The organism is Agrobacterium sp. GD03872 (genome assembly GCF_029840625.1).
Classification (GTDB): domain Bacteria; phylum Pseudomonadota; class Alphaproteobacteria; order Rhizobiales; family Rhizobiaceae; genus Agrobacterium; species Agrobacterium fabrum_A.
Genome location: NZ_JAOCCY010000007.1, coordinates 12,756 through 30,940, shown reverse-complemented (window position 1 = coordinate 30,940; position 18,185 = coordinate 12,756). Strand labels below are relative to the sequence as shown.

At 62.2% G+C, this 18,185-nt stretch carries 16 protein-coding genes; 13 read left to right on the top strand and 3 right to left on the bottom strand.

The annotated features are described in order from the left end of the window. Nucleotide 1: 1 nt before the first annotated feature. Together N5D22_RS16890 and N5D22_RS16885 are read left to right on the top strand one after the other, a co-directional pair. Nucleotides 2-922 carry a nucleoside hydrolase gene (locus tag N5D22_RS16890; protein ID WP_279657002.1) on the top strand — a complete coding sequence of 307 codons (921 nt, stop codon included), beginning with the start codon at nt 2-4 and terminating at the stop codon, nt 920-922. After that, entirely contained in the window at nt 919-2,712 is a 1,794-nt protein-coding gene (locus N5D22_RS16885) for an adenine deaminase (protein ID WP_279657001.1), read from the top strand. Before N5D22_RS16890 ends, N5D22_RS16885 begins: the two co-directional genes overlap by 4 nt. Before the next feature lie 52 nt (nt 2,713-2,764). On the opposite strand, the gene N5D22_RS16880 is transcribed toward N5D22_RS16885, so the two are convergent. The 3 genes from N5D22_RS16880 to N5D22_RS16870 all read right to left on the bottom strand — a co-directional run bounded on the left by N5D22_RS16880 (nt 2,765) and on the right by N5D22_RS16870 (nt 5,818). Next, nucleotides 2,765-3,958 (bottom strand): hypothetical protein, encoded by a 1,194-nt coding sequence (locus N5D22_RS16880; protein WP_279657000.1) that lies wholly within the window; start codon nt 3,956-3,958, stop codon nt 2,765-2,767. 6 nt (nt 3,959-3,964) lie between these two features. Beyond that, complete coding sequence (locus N5D22_RS16875; protein WP_279656999.1) at nt 3,965-4,423, bottom strand: hypothetical protein; 459 nt, start codon at nt 4,421-4,423, stop codon at nt 3,965-3,967. A 222-nt stretch (nt 4,424-4,645) separates the two neighbouring features. Next, a complete protein-coding gene (locus N5D22_RS16870; protein WP_279656998.1) occupies nt 4,646-5,818 on the bottom strand; it encodes a M20 family metallopeptidase in 1,173 nt (390 codons plus the stop codon). 210 nt (nt 5,819-6,028) lie between these two features. Between N5D22_RS16870 and N5D22_RS16865 the strand changes: the two genes are divergently transcribed. The 11 genes from N5D22_RS16865 (at nt 6,029) to N5D22_RS16815 (ending at nt 18,184) form a co-directional block, all read left to right on the top strand. After that, a complete protein-coding gene (locus tag N5D22_RS16865) occupies nt 6,029-6,736 on the top strand; it encodes a phosphoribosyltransferase (RefSeq protein ID WP_279656997.1) in 708 nt (235 codons plus the stop codon). Nucleotides 6,737-6,943: 207 nt separating this feature from the next. Beyond that, nucleotides 6,944-7,999, top strand: a complete 1,056-nt coding sequence (locus tag N5D22_RS16860; RefSeq protein WP_279656996.1) for a dipeptidase — start codon at nt 6,944-6,946, stop codon at nt 7,997-7,999. A gap of 50 nt (nt 8,000-8,049) precedes the next feature. Continuing rightward, a complete protein-coding gene (locus tag N5D22_RS16855; RefSeq protein WP_279656995.1) occupies nt 8,050-9,690 on the top strand; it encodes an ABC transporter substrate-binding protein in 1,641 nt (546 codons plus the stop codon). Nucleotides 9,691-9,708: 18 nt separating this feature from the next. Continuing rightward, nucleotides 9,709-10,776, top strand: coding sequence for an ABC transporter permease (locus N5D22_RS16850; RefSeq protein ID WP_279656994.1), 1,068 nt, complete (start codon nt 9,709-9,711; stop codon nt 10,774-10,776). After that, nucleotides 10,773-11,705, top strand: a complete 933-nt coding sequence (locus tag N5D22_RS16845) for an ABC transporter permease (RefSeq protein WP_065117720.1) — start codon at nt 10,773-10,775, stop codon at nt 11,703-11,705. Before N5D22_RS16850 ends, N5D22_RS16845 begins: the two co-directional genes overlap by 4 nt. Next, on the top strand, nt 11,702-12,538 hold the full coding sequence (locus tag N5D22_RS16840) for an ABC transporter ATP-binding protein (RefSeq protein ID WP_279656992.1): 837 nt from the start codon (nt 11,702-11,704) through the stop codon (nt 12,536-12,538). Before N5D22_RS16845 ends, N5D22_RS16840 begins: the two co-directional genes overlap by 4 nt. Next, nucleotides 12,535-13,284, top strand: coding sequence for an ABC transporter ATP-binding protein (locus tag N5D22_RS16835; RefSeq protein WP_279656991.1), 750 nt, complete (start codon nt 12,535-12,537; stop codon nt 13,282-13,284). The genes N5D22_RS16840 and N5D22_RS16835 overlap by 4 nt, the downstream gene beginning before the upstream one ends. A 263-nt stretch (nt 13,285-13,547) precedes the next feature. Next, complete coding sequence (locus tag N5D22_RS16830) at nt 13,548-14,450, top strand: LysR family transcriptional regulator (RefSeq protein WP_279656990.1); 903 nt, start codon at nt 13,548-13,550, stop codon at nt 14,448-14,450. Nucleotides 14,451-14,632: 182 nt separating this feature from the next. Beyond that, the gene (locus tag N5D22_RS16825; protein WP_279656989.1) at nt 14,633-16,168 is read left to right on the top strand and encodes an ABC transporter substrate-binding protein; all 1,536 of its coding nucleotides are present in this window, start codon (nt 14,633-14,635) and stop codon (nt 16,166-16,168) included. A gap of 247 nt (nt 16,169-16,415) precedes the next feature. Further along, nucleotides 16,416-17,366, top strand: a complete 951-nt coding sequence (locus N5D22_RS16820) for an ABC transporter permease (protein WP_279656987.1) — start codon at nt 16,416-16,418, stop codon at nt 17,364-17,366. Next, entirely contained in the window at nt 17,363-18,184 is an 822-nt protein-coding gene (locus N5D22_RS16815) for an ABC transporter permease (RefSeq protein ID WP_279656986.1), read from the top strand. The genes N5D22_RS16820 and N5D22_RS16815 overlap by 4 nt, the downstream gene beginning before the upstream one ends. The last annotated feature ends 1 nt before the right edge of the window (nt 18,185 follow it).

The following is an 18,185-nucleotide window of genomic DNA, read 5'->3' as shown; positions in this document are numbered from 1 at the left end:
CATGGGCGTGTGGATCGACACCGATATGGGCTTTGACGACATCGCCGCCATCATGGTGGTGCAATCGTCGGATGTTGCCATCGACGGCATTTCGCTGGTTTTCGGCAATGCGACGCTGGATGCGGTCTGCCGAAATGCCGCAGGCGCCGCCGTCGCCTTTGCCTGGGCGATGCCGATCCATCAGGGCCGCGCCATGCCGGTTCTCGGCGCGCTCGAAACCGCGCAATGCGTTCTGGGCGATTGCGGCATTCCGACCGCCGGCCAAAGCCTGCCGGATGCGCCGGCCTTGCCGGAAAGCGATGCCTTTGCCGCGCTCTGCGGCTGGCTTGAAGGGGCGGGCGAGAAGCGCATTCTGGCGCTCGGCCCGCTCACCAACATCGCTGCCCTGTGTCTCGCCCGGCCCGATCTCGCCGCAAAAATCTCCGACCTGACCTGGATGGGCGGCGGGGTCACCAGCGGTAACCATACGGCATCGGCCGAATTCAACGCCTTTGCCGATCCGGAAGCGCTGGCCATCGTGCTTGCCCACGGCCTGCCGCTGCGCATGGTCGATCTCGATGCCTGCCGGCAGGTCACCGCCTCGCCGGACGATGTGCCGCCGATCCGCAATGCCGGCGGCAGGAATGCGGGGCTGATCGCCGATCTGCTGGAAGGCTTCATCGGCATCGCCACCAGCCGTGGCCGAGCCGCCATGGCGCTTTACGATCCCGTGGCCGCCGTCGCTTTCGCCTCCGGTCTCATCGGCTGGCGTCATGCGCGGATCGATGTCGAGCTTCAGGCGACGCTGACACGCGGGCGAACTGTGGTCGAGACGCGCTTGGAGAAAGCCCAGACTTTCAACGCGCACTTCGCCGAAACGGTGGATGCAGAGGGTGCGAAGGCGGCTATTCTTGAGGCGCTGCACCGGGAGGCTGCCCGATGAATGCCAATTCACTGACACGTGAGCCGGCCGATCTCAACGATGACACCCTGCGCGCCCGCGCCGTTGCCGCCGCCCGCGGCGATGCGCCTTTCGATATTCTCGTCACCGGCGGAACATTGGTGGATATGGTGACCGGCGAGCTGCGCGCCGCCGATATCGGCATCGTTGGCCCGCTGATCGCCAGCGTGCACGCACCGGCAAGCCGCAGTGAGGCTGCGAAGATTATCGATGCGGCAGGGGCCTATGTCTCGCCCGGCCTGATCGATACGCATATGCACATCGAAAGCTCGATGGTCACACCGGCCGCCTATGCGGCGGCGGTTGTCGCCCGCGGCGTCACCACCATCGTCTGGGACCCGCATGAATTCGGCAATGTGCACGGCGTTGAAGGTGCGCGCTGGGCGGCGAAATCCATCGAAAACCTGCCCCTGCGCGCCATTCTGCTCGCACCCTCCTGCGTGCCTTCCGCACCGGGGCTGGAGCGCGGCGGCGCGGATTTCGACGCCGCCATTCTCGCCGATATCCTGTCATGGCCTGAGGTCGGCGGTATCGCGGAAATCATGAACATGCGCGGCGTCATCGAGCGCGATCCGCGCATGAGCGGCATCGTGCAGGCCGGGCTTGCCTCGGAGAAGTTGGTCTGCGGCCATGCGCGCGGCCTGAAAGATGCCGATCTCAACGCCTTCATGGCGGCGGGCGTCTCCTCCGATCACGAGCTGGTGTCGGGCGAAGACCTGATGGCGAAGCTCAGGGTCGGACTGACCATCGAGCTGCGCGGTTCGCACGATCACCTGCTGCCGGAATTTGTGGAGGCGCTGAATGCGCTTGGCCATCTGCCGCAGACGGTGACGCTCTGCACCGACGATGTCTTCCCCGATGACCTGTTGCATGGCGGCGGGCTGGACGATGTGGTGCGACGCCTCGTCCGTTATGGCCTGAAGCCGGAATGGGCGCTGCGCGCCGCAACATTGAATGCCGCCCAAAGGCTCGGCCGCGCCGATCTCGGCCTCATCGCCGCCGGCCGTCGCGCCGATATCGCCGTCTTCGAGGATCTGAGCGGTTTTGCCGCTCGCCATGTCCTGGTCGGGGGCAGGGCGGTTGCGAAAGACGGACATATGCTCGTCGACGTTCCGGCCTGTGATGCCGCAGCGCTCGAAGGCTCGATGAAGCTGCCGCTGCGCGTAGCCGATGATTTCCGGGTTGCCTGCGAAGGCGCCAAGGTGCGCCTCGCCACCATCGACCGCCCGCGTTTCACCCAATGGGGCGAGGCGGAAGCCGAGGTGAAGGACGGTTTCGTCGTTCCGCCCGAAGGGGCGACGATGATTTCCGTCACCCATCGCCACGGCAAGGCTGAAGCTGTCACCAGAACCGGCTTCCTGACCGGCTGGGGAAAATGGAATGGCGCCTTCGCCACCACCGTTTCGCATGACAGCCACAACCTCACCGTTTTCGGCGGCAATGCCGAAGACATGGCGCTCGCCGCCAATGCGGTGATAGCGGCAGGCGGCGGCATGGCCGTCGCCTCCGAAGGCAAGGTGACAGCACTTCTCCCGTTGCCGCTTTCCGGCCTCGTTTCCGATGCGCCGCTTGGAGACGTGGCAAAGGCTTTCGAGGAACTACGCGAAGCCGTCGGCAGGGTGGTGGAATGGCAGCCGCCCTATCTCGTCTTCAAGGCCTGTTTCGGCGCGACCCTCGCCTGCAATATCGGTCCGCACCAGACGGATATGGGCATTGCCGATGTCCTGACGGGCAGGGTGATGGAAAGCCCGGTGATTGCCGTGGTGGAGTGAGCGCCCGGCTCTTCCCCGATCCCAGTGAGCGGGGGCGGGTGCAGGGCGGGGGTTAAACGGAGAGGGAGCCGCCGACCTGGTTTTCGGCCCAGTCATGCGCCCAGCTGGCGCGCGAGCAATAACCGCGACTGCCATCCTCGCCGAAAAACACGCCGGCCCACAGCGGCGTCACGTCATCGGTCAGAACCCATCCGCCGGAATCGCCCTGTGTCGGCATGGGAGTGACGAGATGCCCCAGGGCGCCGCCGATCGGAATGACCGGCTGTGGCTTGAGTTCGATCTGGTCGCGAAAACAATAGGTTGAGCTGCCATCCGTGAAGGCGTAGCTGATCGCCAGCGAGCCGAGCTTGCATTTATAAGTGCCGCTTTTGCCCCTGAGCGTGACGTTTTGCCCCGTTGTCAGGCTGGCGGCCACGCCGCCCAATGAAGACGCTGCCGGAGCGGCGGTAAGCTCGATCAGCGAAAAATCGAACATATTCACCGAACCGCTATTGCCGGGATAGGGATTGGGCATGGGCAGGGCCACCGGATCGCAGACCGTCTGCGCCGGCAGGGCATGGAGTTTGGTGTGGTGTCTTGCCGTACCGATCCGCTGTCCCGACACATCGAAAATATCGTCGCCGGTTTTGGCGACATGGGCGCAGGTCATGCCGTATTTCTTGTTGTACTGGTCGGTCAGCGTGCCGCCATAGGTGCCGGTTTCACCGGCGCTGGTGGTGATTTCGTCGCCGGTCGCAAAGGCAAGTCGTGCCCTCGGGCGTTCCTCGATGCGGGCGGCGGCGGGGCTGCGGTTGACGAGAGCGGTCAGCTGGCGAAGCGCCGCGATATCGCCGGAGCCCTCTTCGGCTGCGCGCACGCCTTTCACCGGCGTCCTCAATGGACCGTAGACGATGGTCATCATGACCGGGCCGTTTCTTACAGGCCCCGGGATGGCGTTCCACAACGAAACCTTGCGGTTGAGGTCGCGACGCCGGTATCCCTGATAGGGCAGCTGGATCGGCCAGTTCGGAAAGGTGGAGGGGCCAGCCAGCCAGTCGTGGAGCGGGCGGCGCGTGAGCAGATATTCATACCAGTAGCGTTCGCTTTCCGGCACCACATCGTCTTCCAGATCGTAGAGCAGCATCCACACCGGATCCACATCGAGTGTGAAGCCATGCACGATGGGGATGTCCGAAGCCCCGCGCGCCAATTGCGTCATGGCTTCGGAAGCGTCGAAATAGGCGCGCAGGTCCTCATAGGTCGGCATGAACGCTTACTCCGGTTTGGGTTCGAAAAACCCGGCCACAAAGGTGAAGATCGGCGCGAGCAGGCCGGCCGCGAAAACGCTGTACCACTGGTGCACGAGAAAGACGGAGCCGCTCAATGTATAGGCCCAGAGCACGAAGGCGATGGTGGAGATGACGGCATTCAAGAGCCATGGCTGGCCCGAGAGCTTACGGCGGTAGAGATAGATCGGTGTGCCGATGATGCCGAGGGCGAGAATTGCCCAGCTGACGATCACGGCCTGTGTGGAGACGACGCTATCCGCCGTGAGTGTGCTCAACCCGTAATGGGAATTGACCATTTTATCGACGGCAACATAAAGGGCCACGGATTCCGCCGGAATATATTTGATAAGACGGTCGCGATAATCGTCGGGCGGCAGGTTTTTTAACGACTTGGAGGCCAGACGCCCGTTGATCGCACTTTTCGGCACAACAAGTCTCGTCATGATGCTTGCCCGTTTTAAAAATTGGACCGGAAATACATAATGAAATGCGACTATGCCGTGTATGTATACTAATTTACCGGTTGAGTCTATTGGATATCGATGTATATGATCCAGAATTATTGCGCGCAGACAGTATTGTTTCGCCGCAGTGCCCGGCGGCGATTGCTGATCGGATGCTTCACGTCTGAAAGCCGCACCGGCTCCTGTGCCGGGCGGCCGTTTTCACTCCGCCGCCAGTTCCTGCTCCACCAGCGTCGCCCAGAACGCCACGCCCGGCACGATGGCCGCATCGTTGAAGTCATAGGAGGTGTTGTGGTGCAGCGCGCCATCCACCGCCGGGCCATTGCCGAGCCAGACATAGCAACCGGGGGCTTCGCCCGCGAAGAAGGCGAAGTCGTCGCCGGCGGTCGAGGGTGGGTAGGCGGTGCGGGTCTTGTTGCCGAAGACGGTCTTGGCGGCGCGCAGCGCCCGTTTCGTCGCATCCGCCTCGTTGATGACGGGCGGAATGCGGCGGATGAATTCATAATGCGCCTCGATGCCGAACATCGCCGCCGTGCCCCTGGCCAGCCTGCCGATCTCGGCTTCCAGCTGGTCGCGTACCTCAGGCGCATAGGCGCGCGCCGTACCGCCGATTTCGACGAGATCGGGAATGACGTTGAGCGCCTTCGGGTCGCCCGCCTGCACCGAACAGGCGCTGACCACGGCGGGTTGCAGCGGATCGACCACGCGGCCGATAATGGTTTGCAGCGAGGCGAGGAAGGCGCCCGCCGCCGTCACCGGGTCGCGGCCGAGATGCGGCTTGGCGCCATGGGTGCCGATGCCCTTGAAGGTGACGCGCCAGCTGTCGGAAGAGGCGAGCTGCGGTCCTTCCACCACCGCCATTTCGTCGATGCCAAGCCCCGGCATATTGTGCAGGCCATAGACCGCATCGCAGGGAAACAGGGTGAAAAGCCCGTCCTCCACCATTTTTTTCGCGCCGCCGCGGCCTTCTTCGGCCGGCTGGAAGATGAAATGCACGGTGCCGGAAAAATCGCGGGTCTTTGCGAGGTAACGCGCCGCACCCAGCAGCATGGCGGTGTGGCCGTCATGGCCGCAGGCATGCATCTTGCCGGGGAATTTCGATTTGTAGGGCCGGTCGGGCACCTCAGGCATGGCAAGCGCATCCATGTCGGCGCGCAGGCCGATGCTGCGGGTGCCGTTACCCACCTGCAACGTGGCGACCAGGCCGGTGCCGCCGAGGCCGCGATGCACCTTCAGCCCGGCGCGCTCGAGAAGATCGGCGACGATGGCGCTGGTTCTCTCCTCTTCGAAACCCAGTTCCGGATGCGCGTGCAGGTCATGACGGAGCTCCGTCAGGAATGGCAGGTCCTCGCCGATCCGGTCCAGCAGTCTCATGGGAAGCTTGTCCTTGAATATGGGGAAAACCCGCGTCATAGGTGGGTTTGTCCGAATGCCTGTTGCTTTGTTTCCGTTCTAGCGGAAAAAGCCAATGAAATGAACCCGCCGTATATTTGCGGTTGTTGAAATGCCTGATTTGTCGAACGGGATCGGCGCGGTCGAAAACCACCTCCGCCTTGCGCGATCCCGATCCTGAAAGGAAAACCGATGCCGCCATCCGCATCGTCCGCCGCCCATTCCCCCGCCGCGCCGCATGAGTTCTGGCAGGATGTTCTTCCGCCCGCCACCTTTGAAACGGCCGGCCCGCATTCCACTTTCTTTCCGGCGGCGCTGGATGACGGAAGGCAGATCTGCCTGCCCATCCGGCCGCTTGCGGATGGCGAACACGCGCTGGCGTCGCTCATCGTCAATCAGGCGTCATTCGCGGTGCTGGAGGCGCTTGCCGCCGATCTCGCCGCCAAGCTCGCCCCTTTCAACCCGGATGTCGTCATCGGCCTGCCGACACTGGGGCTGACGCTCGCTGCCGCCGTCGCCCGGCATCTCGGCCATTCCCGTTATGTGCCGCTCGGCACCTCGCGCAAATTCTGGTATCTGGAGGAACTGTCGGTGCCGATGTCCTCGATCACCACAAGGCAGGAAAAACGGCTCTATATCGATCCGCGCATGCTGCCGCTCATCGAGAACCGGCGGGTGGCGCTGGTGGATGACGTGATCTCCAGCGGCAGCTCCATCATATCGGGTCTTTCGCTTCTCGCCGCCTCGGGCATTAGGCCCGCCGTCATCGGCGCGGCCATGCTGCAATCGGATCGCTGGCGGGAAAAAATCGCCGCTTTCGGGCCGGAATGGCCGGAGCGGGTGAGGGGTGTTTTTTCAACGCCGCTGCTCACAAAAGCGGAAGATGGCTGGCGCGCCTGACGAAGCGCAAATTCCGGAAAAAGGCAAGTGGTGATAATTTCACCGCTGCCTAATTTGTGTCTTGCGAAGCTCGAAGAGATCGTCCTAAGATCGGCTCCGACAGACAATAGCGGTCGGCGAACAATACGCCGGTTTGCTTTCGCGCGGTGTCATCCCGGCGTCTGCCCGCCCTCTTTTTGTTCTTTCCGATGACTGGAATTTCTTCCCATGCATGCAGTATTCGACGGTCATAATGATGTGCTGCTTCGGTTGTGGCGCAACAGCAAGGCCGGCGCCGATCCGGTGGCCGAATTCAGGAACGGCACACGGGAAGGCCATATAGACGGCCCGCGTGCCAGGGCAGGCGGTCTCGGTGGCGGCATCTGCGCCATCTACATTCCCTCCGGCGATCTCATCCTGCAGGAACCGGATGAAAGCGGCCATTACAACACGCCGCTCGCCGCTCCGCTGGAGCGCCTGCCTTCGCTCGATATCGCCATGGAAAAGGCGGCGATTGCGCTGAGGCTCGATCGCGCCGGCGCCTGGCGGCTCTGCCGCTCCACGGCCGAGATTCGCAAGGCCTTTGCCGAGGATATCTTCGCCGCCGTGCTGCATATGGAAGGCTGCGAGGCGATTGGGGCCGATCTCGACGCGCTGGAGGTGTTTTATGCCGCCGGCCTGCGTTCGCTCGGCCCGGTCTGGAGCCGGCACAATATCTTCGGCCATGGCGTTCCGTTCTCTTATCCCATGTCTCCCGATACGGCGCCCGGCCTAACCGACGCCGGTTTTGCGCTGGTGAAGGAATGCAACAGGCTCGGCATTCTCATCGATCTCGCGCATATCACCGAAAAGGGCTTCTGGGATGTGGCGAAGACCACCAGCCAGCCGCTGATCGCCAGCCATTCCAACGCGCATGCCCTCACCCCCGTCGCCCGCAATCTCACTGACCGGCAGATGGATGCCATCAAGGAAAGTGGCGGGCTGGTGGGCCTCAACTATGCCGTGACCATGCTCAGGTCCGATGCGCGTGACATTGCCGATACACCGCTTTCCGACATGGTGCGCCATATCGACTACATGGTGGAGCGGATGGGCATCGATTGCGTGGCGCTCGGATCGGATTTCGACGGCGCGACGATACCCGTCGGCGTTGCCGATGCCAGCGGCAATCACAATCTGGTTGCGGCGCTGAAATCGGCGGGCTACGGTGACGGAGAACTTGCTAAAATATGCCGGGAAAACTGGCTGCGCGTTTTGTCCGAGGCCTGGCGCGAGGCGGCCTGAGAACAGTTTTAAGCGAACGAAATCAATCTCATAACAAAAGGGGAGATCCTATGATCAAATCGCTCAACAAATCCATGCGTATTCTGAGCACCAGCGCCGCTTTGTCGCTGATGATGCTGTCTGCGCCGCACGCCTTTGCCGCCACGCCGGCCGATACGCTGGTGGAAGGTTTCGCCATTGACGACATCATCACGCTCGATCCGGGCGAGGCTTTCGAGCTCTCCGCCGCCGAAGTCACCGGCAATACCTACAGCAAGCTGGTTTCCATCGATCTCAACGACACGTCCAAGGTGATCGGCGACCTCGCCGAAAGCTGGACGACCTCCGAGGATGGCCTGACCTACACCTTCAAGCTGAAATCCGGCCTGAAATTCGCTTCGGGCAATCCTGTTACCGCTGATGACGTCGCCTTCTCCTTCGAGCGGGCGGTGAAGCTCGACAAGTCGCCGGCGTTCCTTTTGACGCAGTTCGGCCTCAAGGGCGACAATGTCAACGAAAAGGCGAAAGCCGCGGATGCGAACACCTTCGTGCTGACGGTCGACAAGCCCTATGCGCCGAGCTTCGTGCTGAACGTGCTCACCGCAACTGTCGCTTCGGTGGTCGACAAGAAGCTCATCACTGAAAAGGCGAAGGCCGTTACCCCGAGCGCCGATTACAAATACGACACCGATTTCGGCAATGAATTCCTGAAGACCGGTTATGCCGGTTCCGGCCCTTACAAGATCCTCGGCTGGAAGGCCAACGAGGCGGTGATCCTCGAAGCCAACCCGAATTATTACGGCGAGAAGCCGAAGCTGAAGCGTGTGGTCTATCGCCACATGAAGGAAAGCTCCGGCCAGCGCCTGGCGCTTGAGAACGGCGATATCGATGTGGCCCGCAACCTCGAGCCGGGCGACATGGAAGCCGTTTCCAAGAAGGAAGGCCTTGCCGTCACCTCCGCGCCGAAGGGCACCGTTTATTATTTCAGCCTCAACCAGAAGAACGAGAACCTGAAGAAGCCCGAGGTCATCGAAGCCTTCAAATACCTCGTCGATTATGACGCCATCGGTGCGACGATCATCAAGGGCATCGGTGAAGTTCACCAGACCTTCCTGCCGAAGGGCCAGCTGGGTGCGCTTGACGAGAACCCCTACAAGCTCGACGTCGCCAAGGCGAAGGAGCTTCTGGCCAAGGCTGGCCTGAAGGACGGCTTCACCGTGTCCATGGATGTGCGCAACACGCAGCCGGTGACCGGCATTGCCGAAAGCGTGCAGCAGACGCTGGCGCAGGCCGGCATCAAGCTGGAAATCATCCCCGGCGACGGCAAGCAGACGCTGACCAAATATCGCGCCCGCACGCATGATATCTATATCGGTCAGTGGGGTTCGGACTATTTCGACCCGAACTCGAATGCCGAAACCTTCACCATCAACTACGACAATTCCGACGAGGGCAAGAACAAGACGCTCGCCTGGCGCAATGCCTGGGACGTTCCTGATCTGACCAAGGAAACCCAGTCGGCGCTTCTGGAGAAGGACAGCGCCAAGCGCGCCGCCATCTATGAAAACCTGCAGAAGGAAGTTCTGGCGAAGGGTCCCTTCGTCATCATCTTCCAGCAGACGGAAGTGGCGGGATATTCCGCCAAGCTGAAGGGCCTGAAGCTCGGACCGAGCTTCGACACCAACTTCGTCTACACCATTTCCAAGGAATGATCCGGAAGGATCGGTCTCTTGAGCATGGTTGAAAGCAACAGCAGGGCGAGGCACGGCAAACGCCGTGCCAATGCCCGCGTGAAAGCCGTTCTCGGCTTCGCCGTCACCGTCATCACCACCTTTCTGGGGTTGATGGCGGTCACATTTTTCATTGGCCGCGTCGTGCCGATCGATCCCGCACTGGCGATCGTCGGCGACCGCGCGCCTGCGCATGTGGTCGAGCGGGTGCGTGAGCAGCTCGGCCTCAACCTGCCGCTCTGGCAGCAGTTTTTCCTTTATCTGAAACAGGCGCTGTCTGGCGATTTCGGCACCTCCGTCCTCACCACCAATCCTGTCATGGAGGATATCAAGCGGGTGTTTCCGGCGACGATCGAGCTTGCCACGATCGGCACCATCATCGGCGCCGTTTTCGGCATACCGCTCGGCGTGCTTGCCGCCGTCAAGCGCGGCAGCCTTGCCGATCAGGTGGTGCGCGTCATCGGCCTCATCGGTTATTCCGTGCCGATCTTCTGGCTCGGCCTTCTGGCGCTGCTCGTCTTTTACGCCCGGCTGCAATGGGTCGCCTATCCCGGCCGCATGGATATCGTTTATGAATTCACCTTCACGCCTGTTACGAGCTTTTTCCTGATCGACGCGATCTGGCAGCGGCAATGGGACGTGTTGTGGGACCTGTTCCGCCACATCATCCTGCCAGCCTCTCTGCTCGGTTATTTTTCGCTGGCCTATATCAGCCGCATGACGCGCTCCTTCATGCTGAACGAGCTCGCCCAGGAATACATCGTCGCAGCCCGCGCCAAGGGGCTTTCGGAGACCCGCATCATCTGGTTCCACGCGCTGCGCAATGCCGCCGTGCCGCTGGTAACGGTGATTGCGCTTTCCTATGCCGGTCTGCTGGAAGGTTCGGTGCTCACCGAAACCATCTTCGCCTGGCCGGGGCTCGGCCTCTACATCACCAATTCCCTGCAGAATGCGGATATGAATGCCGTTCTTGGCGGCACGATCGTGATCGGCGCCATCTTCGTCGGCATCAATCTCTTCTCCGATCTGCTTTACCGGACGCTCGATCCAAGGACGCGCAGCCGATGACCCTTTCGACCGATACGATCAAACCCTATAGCCGCGAATGGCTGCTCTCCGACCGGCCGGCCTCGCGCAAGCAGGCGCGGCTTGGCCGCGCCTATGTCATCTGGCGGCGCTTTTCTGAAAACCGTCTGGCGCTGCTTGGGCTCGGCATCATCATCGCGCTGCTGTTCGTGGCGCTGTTTGCCGATGTTCTGGCCCCGCATAACCCGGTGCAGGGCGATCTGCGCAATGCCCGGCTGTTGCCGCCCGGCACGGAAGGTTATCTGCTGGGCACCGACGATCAGGGCCGCGATATTCTCTCGCGCCTCATTCACGGTTCGCGGCTGACGCTGTTCGTGGTGCTTTTGGTCGCCATCATCGCGGCCCCCGTCGGCCTCATCGTCGGCACGGTTTCCGGTTATGCCGGCGGCTGGGTGGATGCGGTTTTGATGCGCATCACCGATATCTTCCTTGCCTTTCCGAAGCTCGTTCTGGCGCTGGCGCTGGTCGCGGCGCTTGGGCCGGGCATCGAAAACGCGGTGCTCGCCATCGCGCTTACCTCATGGCCGCCCTATGCGCGCATCGCGCGCGCCGAAACCATGACCTTCCGTAATTCCGATTTCATCGCCGCCGTCAAACTCATGGGCGCGTCGCCTTTCCGTATCGTGCTGAAGCACGTCATGCCGCTCTGCCTGTCGTCGCTCATCGTGCGTGTGACGCTGGATATGGCGGGCATCATCCTCACCGCCGCGGGCCTCGGCTTCCTCGGTCTCGGCGCACAGCCGCCGCTGCCGGAATGGGGCGCGATGATCGCCTCCGGCCGCCGCTTCATTCTCGACCAATGGTGGGTCGCGGCCATGCCGGGCGTGGCGATCCTCATCGTCAGCCTCGGTTTCAACCTGCTGGGTGACGGTCTGCGCGATGCGCTCGATCCCAAGGAGGCGGGCCAATGAGTGCACCGCTTCTGACCGTTCAGAACCTGCGTGTCTCCTTCCCCACCCGCACCGGGCTGGTGGAGGCGGTGCGCGGCGTGTCCTTCACGCTCGGCCGCGAGCGCCTCGGCATCGTCGGCGAATCCGGCTCCGGCAAGTCGCAGACCGGCCGCGCCATCATGGGGCTGACGCCGAAAAGCGCGCGCATCGAGGCGGATGCGCTGCGTTTCGGCGATATCGATCTGCTCAAGGCGTCTGCAAAGGAGCGGCGGATCATGCGCGGCAAGCGCATGGCCATGATCCTGCAGGACCCGAAATATTCGCTGAACCCGGTCATGACCATCGGCCGCCAGATCATGGAAACCCTGCGCACCCATGAAAAGATCGGCGGCGGCGAGGCGCGCCAGCGCACGCTCGCCATGCTCGAAGCCGTGCAGATCCGCGATCCCGAGCGCGTCTTCGATCTTTATCCGCACGAGGTTTCCGGCGGCATGGGCCAGCGTGTCATGATCGCCATGATGCTGGTCTGCGGCCCGGAGCTTCTGATCGCCGACGAACCCACTTCGGCGCTCGATGTGACGGTTCAGCTCGAAGTGCTGGACATTCTCGACAGGCTGGTGCGGGATCGCGGCATGGGGCTGATCTTCGTCAGCCACGATCTGAGACTCGTCTCCTCCTTCTGCGACCGCGTTCTCGTCATGTATGCCGGCAAGGTGGTGGAGGAGCTTGCTTCCGCCAATCTGAAAGAGGCGAAACATCCCTATACGCAGGGCCTGCTGAACTGCCTGCCTGAGATCGGCGGCCACCGGCATCCGCTGCCGGTTCTGGAACGCAAGCCGGAGTGGCGCGCATGAGTTCAGTTCTTTCCGTCAGAGACATGGTGGTCGATTTCGACGGTTACATCGCGCTCGACAGCGTCAGCATCGATGTGGCCGAGGGTGAATCCTTCGGCATCGTCGGCGAATCCGGTTCCGGCAAGTCGACGCTGCTGCGCGCCATTGCCGGCCTCAACCATTTCGATGAAGGCTCCTTGATGGTTGCCGGGCGCTCCTATGCCGGCAAGCGCCGCGATAAGGGCTTTTATAGCGATGTGCAGATGGTGTTTCAGGACCCCTATGGCTCGCTTCACCCGCGCCAGACGGTGGATGCGCTGCTGCTCGAACCGCTGGTCATCCACGGCCTCGACAATCGCGAACAGCGCATTGCCCGGGCATTGGACGAGGTGGGCCTCGGCTCCGGCTTCCGTTTCCGGTATTCGCACCAGCTTTCCGGCGGCCAGCGCCAGCGCATCGCCATTGCGCGTGCGCTGATCGTCGAGCCAAAAATCCTGCTGCTGGATGAGCCGACTTCGGCGCTCGACGCCTCCATTCAGGCGGAAATCCTCAACCTGCTGGAACAGGCCCGCAAGGACCGTAACCTGACCTTCGTCATGGTTAGCCACGATCTCGGCGTTATCAGCCATATGTGCGATCGCCTTGCGGTGATGAAAAGCGGTAAAGTGGTGGAAATGCTGGAGGCCGAGGCGCTGGAAAGCCGGGAATTCAGCGCGGATTATACAAGGCAGCTGCTGGTGGCGAGCGAGGGCTTCAAGCGCGCTTGAGGAGTGCGACGTTGCGGCCCGTTTCTTCTCCCCGCCGGGGAGAAGATGCCCCGAAGGGGCAGATGAGGGGGCAAGCTTTCAGCATATCTCTGCCGTCGCCCCCTCATCCGGCGCTGCGCGCCACCTTCTCCCCGGCGGGGAGAAGACACAAGCGGCGAGTTTTGCTTTCACGAGCGATCTTCCCGTGTGAAGTATTTTCTCGCGACGCTGCGATGATATGGTGAGCCCCCAACACCGGCTGACCCGAACAAGGTACCCACCCCATGCAACTGCGCGCCCTGATGTATTTCGACGAACTGGTCCGCACCAATTCCATGCGCGCCGCGGCGGAAAACCTGAATGTCGCGCCGACAGCGGTGAGCCGGCAGATCGAGAACCTCGAATATTATTTCGGCTCGCCGCTGGTGGAGCGTTCCAGCCGCGGCGTGAAGCTGACGGCGGCAGGCGAATTGCTCGCCGCCCGCGCCGGCAAGACGCTGCGCGAGCTCGACCATGTCCATCAGCTTATCGATGACTTGAAGGGGCTGCAGCGCGGCCGGGTCACGGTCTATGCCAATGGCGCGACGGTGGCGAACCTTCTGGCGCCGGTGCTGGCGCAGTTCAGCCTCAAATATCCGAAGCTGCGTTTCGAGGTGCATATTACCAGCGCCCGGCAGGCGATGGAGGCGCTGGATGCGGCGGAAGCCGATCTGGTCGTCAGCCTGTTTGCGCCGAAGCTTTCCGGCGTAAAAGTGCGCTCGCGCACCCGTATCAGCTATGATGTCATCTTCCCGGCCGGTCATGCGCTCGCAGCACAGCCGGAAATCTCGCTGAAAGAGCTGGCCGGGCTGCCGCTCGCCCTGCCGGACAAGAGTTTCGCGGCGCGTCAGGCCTTCGACACGCTGTTTGCCGATGCGGGCATCGAGCTTGATCCGGTCTTCATCACCAGCTCTTTGGAAATGCTGAAGGAACTGGTGCTGGGCCACGCCGCCGCCACGCTTTTGCCGGCGCTTTCGGTGGCGCGGGAAATCCGCAGCGGGCAGATGGTCGCCGTTCCGCTCTCCGGCAAGAAGGGCATCCATACCCAGATCGATCTCTGCGTTGCGCCCGACCGGCAATTGTCCTTCGCCGCCTCCAAGCTCGCCGATTTCATCGAGCGCTTCATGCGCGAGGCGACGGCGGGGTAAGCGGGACGGTTTGGTCTTTCCGCCCGGAAGGTTGATTTCCATCCGCATTTCCGTGTAGCCATTTCAGCTACGCGGAGCACACAAAAATCGAGATTGTGTGTGCGCCTGCAACATGACACTCTTTTTGCAACGGGCGGTCTTCCGAGGGCAAAAATGCCCCGGCCGCCAGACAGGGGACAATGATGCCACGCACTTATCTTTCGCAGGCGGCAACGCTTTCGCGCCGTACCGCGCTGAGCCTCGCATTGGGCACGGCGCTCTGGCTGCCGCTTTCGGCAACGGTTGCCGAAGCCGCGCCGAAAACCGCGCTGACGCTTGGCATGGCCGTCGAGCCGGCCGGTCTCGATCCGACCATCGCCGCCCCCGTCGCCATCGGCCAGGTCACCTGGCAGAATGTCTTCGAAGGTCTGGTGAAAATCGACCGCGAAGGCAAGGTAAAGCCGCAGCTTGCCGAAAGCTGGGAAATTTCCCCTGATGGCAAGACCTATACGTTCAAGCTGCGCAAGGGCGTGACCTTCCATGATGGCGAGGCTTTCGATTCCGCTGTCGCGAAATTTGCGCTGGATCGGGCGCGTGGCGAAAGCTCGGTCAATCCGCAGAAGCGCTTCTTCGCCGCCATCGACAGTATCGAGACGCCGGATGCCGCAACGCTGGTGCTGAAGCTGAAGCAGCCGGCCGGCAGCCTTCTCTACTGGCTCGGCTGGCCGGCCTCCGTGATGGTGGCGCCGAAAAGCGCGGAGAATAACCGCACCACTCCTGTCGGCACCGGCCCGTTCAAATTCGTGAACTGGGCCAAGGGCGACAAGGTCCAGATGCAGAAGAACGACGCCTATTGGGACAAGGCCGTGGCGGTGAAGCTGGAGAAGGCGACCTTCCGTTTCGTCTCCGACCCGCAGGCGCAGGCCGCCGCACTGAAATCCGGCGATATCGACGCTTTCCCGGAATTCGGCGCGCCGGAGCTGATGACCTCCTTCGATGGCGACGCGCGCCTCGGCACCTTCGTCGGCAATACCGAGCTCAAGGTCGTGGCCGGCATGAACAATGCCCGCAAGCCCTTTGACGACAAGCGCGTGCGTCAGGCGCTGATGATGGCGGTGGATCGCGGCACTGTCATCGAAGGCGCCTGGTCCGGCTTCGGCACGGCCATTGGCAGCCATTACACGCCGAACGATCGCGGCTATATCGATACGACCGGGGTACATCCTTACGATATCGACAAGGCCAAGGCGCTGCTTGCGGAAGCCGGTTATCCTGACGGATTCAACTTCACCATCAAGGCCCCGCAAATGGCCTATGCCCAGCGCACCTCGCAGATCCTGCAGGCGATGTTTGCCGAACTCGGCGTGACCATGACCATCGAGACCACCGAATTTCCGGCGAAATGGGTGGCGGATGTTCTCAAAGGTGCGGATTACGACATGACCATCGTTGCCCATGCCGAGCCGATGGATATCGATATCTATGCGCGCGACCCCTATTATTTCAATTACAGGAACCCTGTTTTCAACGAGGTCGTGGCGAATGTTGAAAAGACGGCGGATGCCGGCGAGCAGGAAAAGCTCTATGGCGAAGCCCAGAAAATCCTCGCCGAGGACGTGCCGGCTCTCTTCCTTTTCGTCATGCCGAAACTCGGTGTCTGGGACAAGAAGGTGAAGGGGCTGTGGGAAAACGAGCCCATTCCCTCGAATGTGCTGACGGATGTGCATTGGGAAGAATAGGGTTTGTTGTGAGGGGTAGGGCGCAGTTTCCCCATCCACCTCATTCCTGTGCCTGTCACAGGAATCCAGCCAGCCCAAGTCCTTGGGCTGAAAGGAGTCTCCCCGCCGCGCGGACACGCGTCGGCTGGATCCCTGTGACATCCTCGGGCATGTTCCGGGGAACAGGGATGAGGGAAGAGTGTGCGGGGATGACAACAAATCTCTCCACGATATCCGGCTACAAAACCACGCAAGGAGAAGATGCCAGATGTTAGCCGTCCTCATCCGGCGTCTTTTAAGCCTCGTCATCACGCTGTTTGCCGTTTCCCTCATCATCTATGTCGTCATGGGCCTGCTGCCGGGTGATCCCGCAGCCATCATGCTCGGAACCTCGGCGAGCCCCGATACGCTCGCCGCGCTGCAGAAGCAGATGGGCCTCGATCAGCCGCTGCCGCTGCGTTATCTCCACTGGCTCGCCGGCGTGTTTCATGGCGATCTCGGGCAATCCTATACCTATGGCGTGCCGGTGGCGGGGCTGATTGTCGAGCGGCTGGCCGTTACCCTGCCGCTTGCGCTATTGGCCGTCTGCCTTTCGGTGGCCATTGCCATTCCGCTCGGCGTGGCGGCGGCGCGGAACCGCAACGGGGCGCTGGATTTTGCGGCCGGGCTGTTTTCGCATGTGGGCATTGCCGTGCCCGGCTTCTGGGTCGGGCTGCTGCTCATCATCGTCTTTTCCACCACGCTCGGCTGGATGCCGGCTGGCGGTTTTCCCGGCTGGACGCCGAGCTTTTCAGCGGGTCTCACGGCGCTCATCCTTCCGGCGGTCGCGCTGGCGCTGTCGCAGGCCGGAGTTCTTACACGCGTCTGCCGCTCCGCCGTGCTGGAAGTGATGAATGAGGATTTCGTGCGCACCGCCCGGGCCAAGGGCCTGAGCGAGCGGGTGGCGCTGTGGCGGCATGCGGTGCCGAATGCGATGATCCCTGTCGTCACCATGATCGGCCTGCAATTCACCTTCCTCATTGCCGGCGCGGTGCTGGTGGAAAATGTGTTCAACCTGCCGGGTCTCGGGCGGCTTGCCTATCAGGCGCTGACCCAGCGCGATATCGTCGTCATGCAATCCGTCGTGCTGTTTTTCTCGGCGTTGGTCATCACCATGAATTTCGTGGTCGATATCGCCTATCTCTTCATCGATCCGAGACTGCGGGCAGGTGCGCGATGATGCGATTGATCCGCCGTCGCCCCACCTTTGCCGTCGGCATCGCCGTCACGGTCTTTCTGGTCGCAGTCGCCCTGCTGTCGCTGGTCTGGACGCCAGTGTCCCCTACCAAGATGCAGATCGTCCAGAAGCTGAAATCGCCCTTCGTTTATGGCGGCCTCGGCACGGATCATTTCGGCCGCGACGTGTTGTCGATGCTGATGGCCGGCGCGTGGAATTCGCTCTCCACCTCCATCGCCGCCGTCGCCATCGGCGCATTTATCGGCACGACCATCGGCGTTGCGGTCGCCGCCCTGCGCGGGGTCACCGAAACCGTGGTCATGCGCATCTGCGACATCATCTTCGCCGTGCCGCCCATCCTGTCGGCGATGATGCTCGGCGCTTTCATCGGCACGGGCCGCTTTACCGCCATCATCGCCATCGCCACCTTCATGGTGCCGGTCTTTGCCCGGTTGACGCTGGGGGCGGCGTTGCAGATATGGTCGCGGGAATATGTCACCGCCGCCACCAGCATCGGCCAGAACCGCGCCAAGATCACGCTTTTCCATATCGTGCCGAATATTTCCAACCAGATCATCGTGCAGGTGACGATCCAGCTCGGTCTTGCGATATTGACGGAAGCCGGCCTTTCTTTCCTCGGTCTCGGCATGCCGCCGCCCGCCGCCACCTGGGGGCGGATGCTGGCCGATGCCCAGACCTATCTTGGCACGGCGCCCTGGCTCGCCATCATGCCCGGCCTTGCGATTGCGCTCGCCGTCTTCGGCCTCAATCTTCTCGGCGATGGCCTGCGCGACCTGCTGGACCCGCGCGATACCAGCTGAC

Coding starts and splice junctions, on each gene's coding strand:
- N5D22_RS16890 (WP_279657002.1), top strand. CDS start 2: ATGGGCGTGTGGATCGACACCGATATGGGCTTTGACGACATCGCCGCC.
- N5D22_RS16880 (WP_279657000.1), bottom strand. CDS start 3,958: ATGCCGACCTATGAGGACCTGCGCGCCTATTTCGACGCTTCCGAAGCC.
- N5D22_RS16885 (WP_279657001.1), top strand. CDS start 919: ATGAATGCCAATTCACTGACACGTGAGCCGGCCGATCTCAACGATGAC.
- N5D22_RS16870 (WP_279656998.1), bottom strand. CDS start 5,818: ATGAGACTGCTGGACCGGATCGGCGAGGACCTGCCATTCCTGACGGAG.
- N5D22_RS16855 (WP_279656995.1), top strand. CDS start 8,050: ATGATCAAATCGCTCAACAAATCCATGCGTATTCTGAGCACCAGCGCC.
- N5D22_RS16860 (WP_279656996.1), top strand. CDS start 6,944: ATGCATGCAGTATTCGACGGTCATAATGATGTGCTGCTTCGGTTGTGG.
- N5D22_RS16875 (WP_279656999.1), bottom strand. CDS start 4,423: ATGACGAGACTTGTTGTGCCGAAAAGTGCGATCAACGGGCGTCTGGCC.
- N5D22_RS16820 (WP_279656987.1), top strand. CDS start 16,416: ATGTTAGCCGTCCTCATCCGGCGTCTTTTAAGCCTCGTCATCACGCTG.
- N5D22_RS16815 (WP_279656986.1), top strand. CDS start 17,363: ATGATGCGATTGATCCGCCGTCGCCCCACCTTTGCCGTCGGCATCGCC.
- N5D22_RS16865 (WP_279656997.1), top strand. CDS start 6,029: ATGCCGCCATCCGCATCGTCCGCCGCCCATTCCCCCGCCGCGCCGCAT.
- N5D22_RS16830 (WP_279656990.1), top strand. CDS start 13,548: ATGCAACTGCGCGCCCTGATGTATTTCGACGAACTGGTCCGCACCAAT.
- N5D22_RS16825 (WP_279656989.1), top strand. CDS start 14,633: ATGCCACGCACTTATCTTTCGCAGGCGGCAACGCTTTCGCGCCGTACC.
- N5D22_RS16840 (WP_279656992.1), top strand. CDS start 11,702: ATGAGTGCACCGCTTCTGACCGTTCAGAACCTGCGTGTCTCCTTCCCC.
- N5D22_RS16845 (WP_065117720.1), top strand. CDS start 10,773: ATGACCCTTTCGACCGATACGATCAAACCCTATAGCCGCGAATGGCTG.
- N5D22_RS16835 (WP_279656991.1), top strand. CDS start 12,535: ATGAGTTCAGTTCTTTCCGTCAGAGACATGGTGGTCGATTTCGACGGT.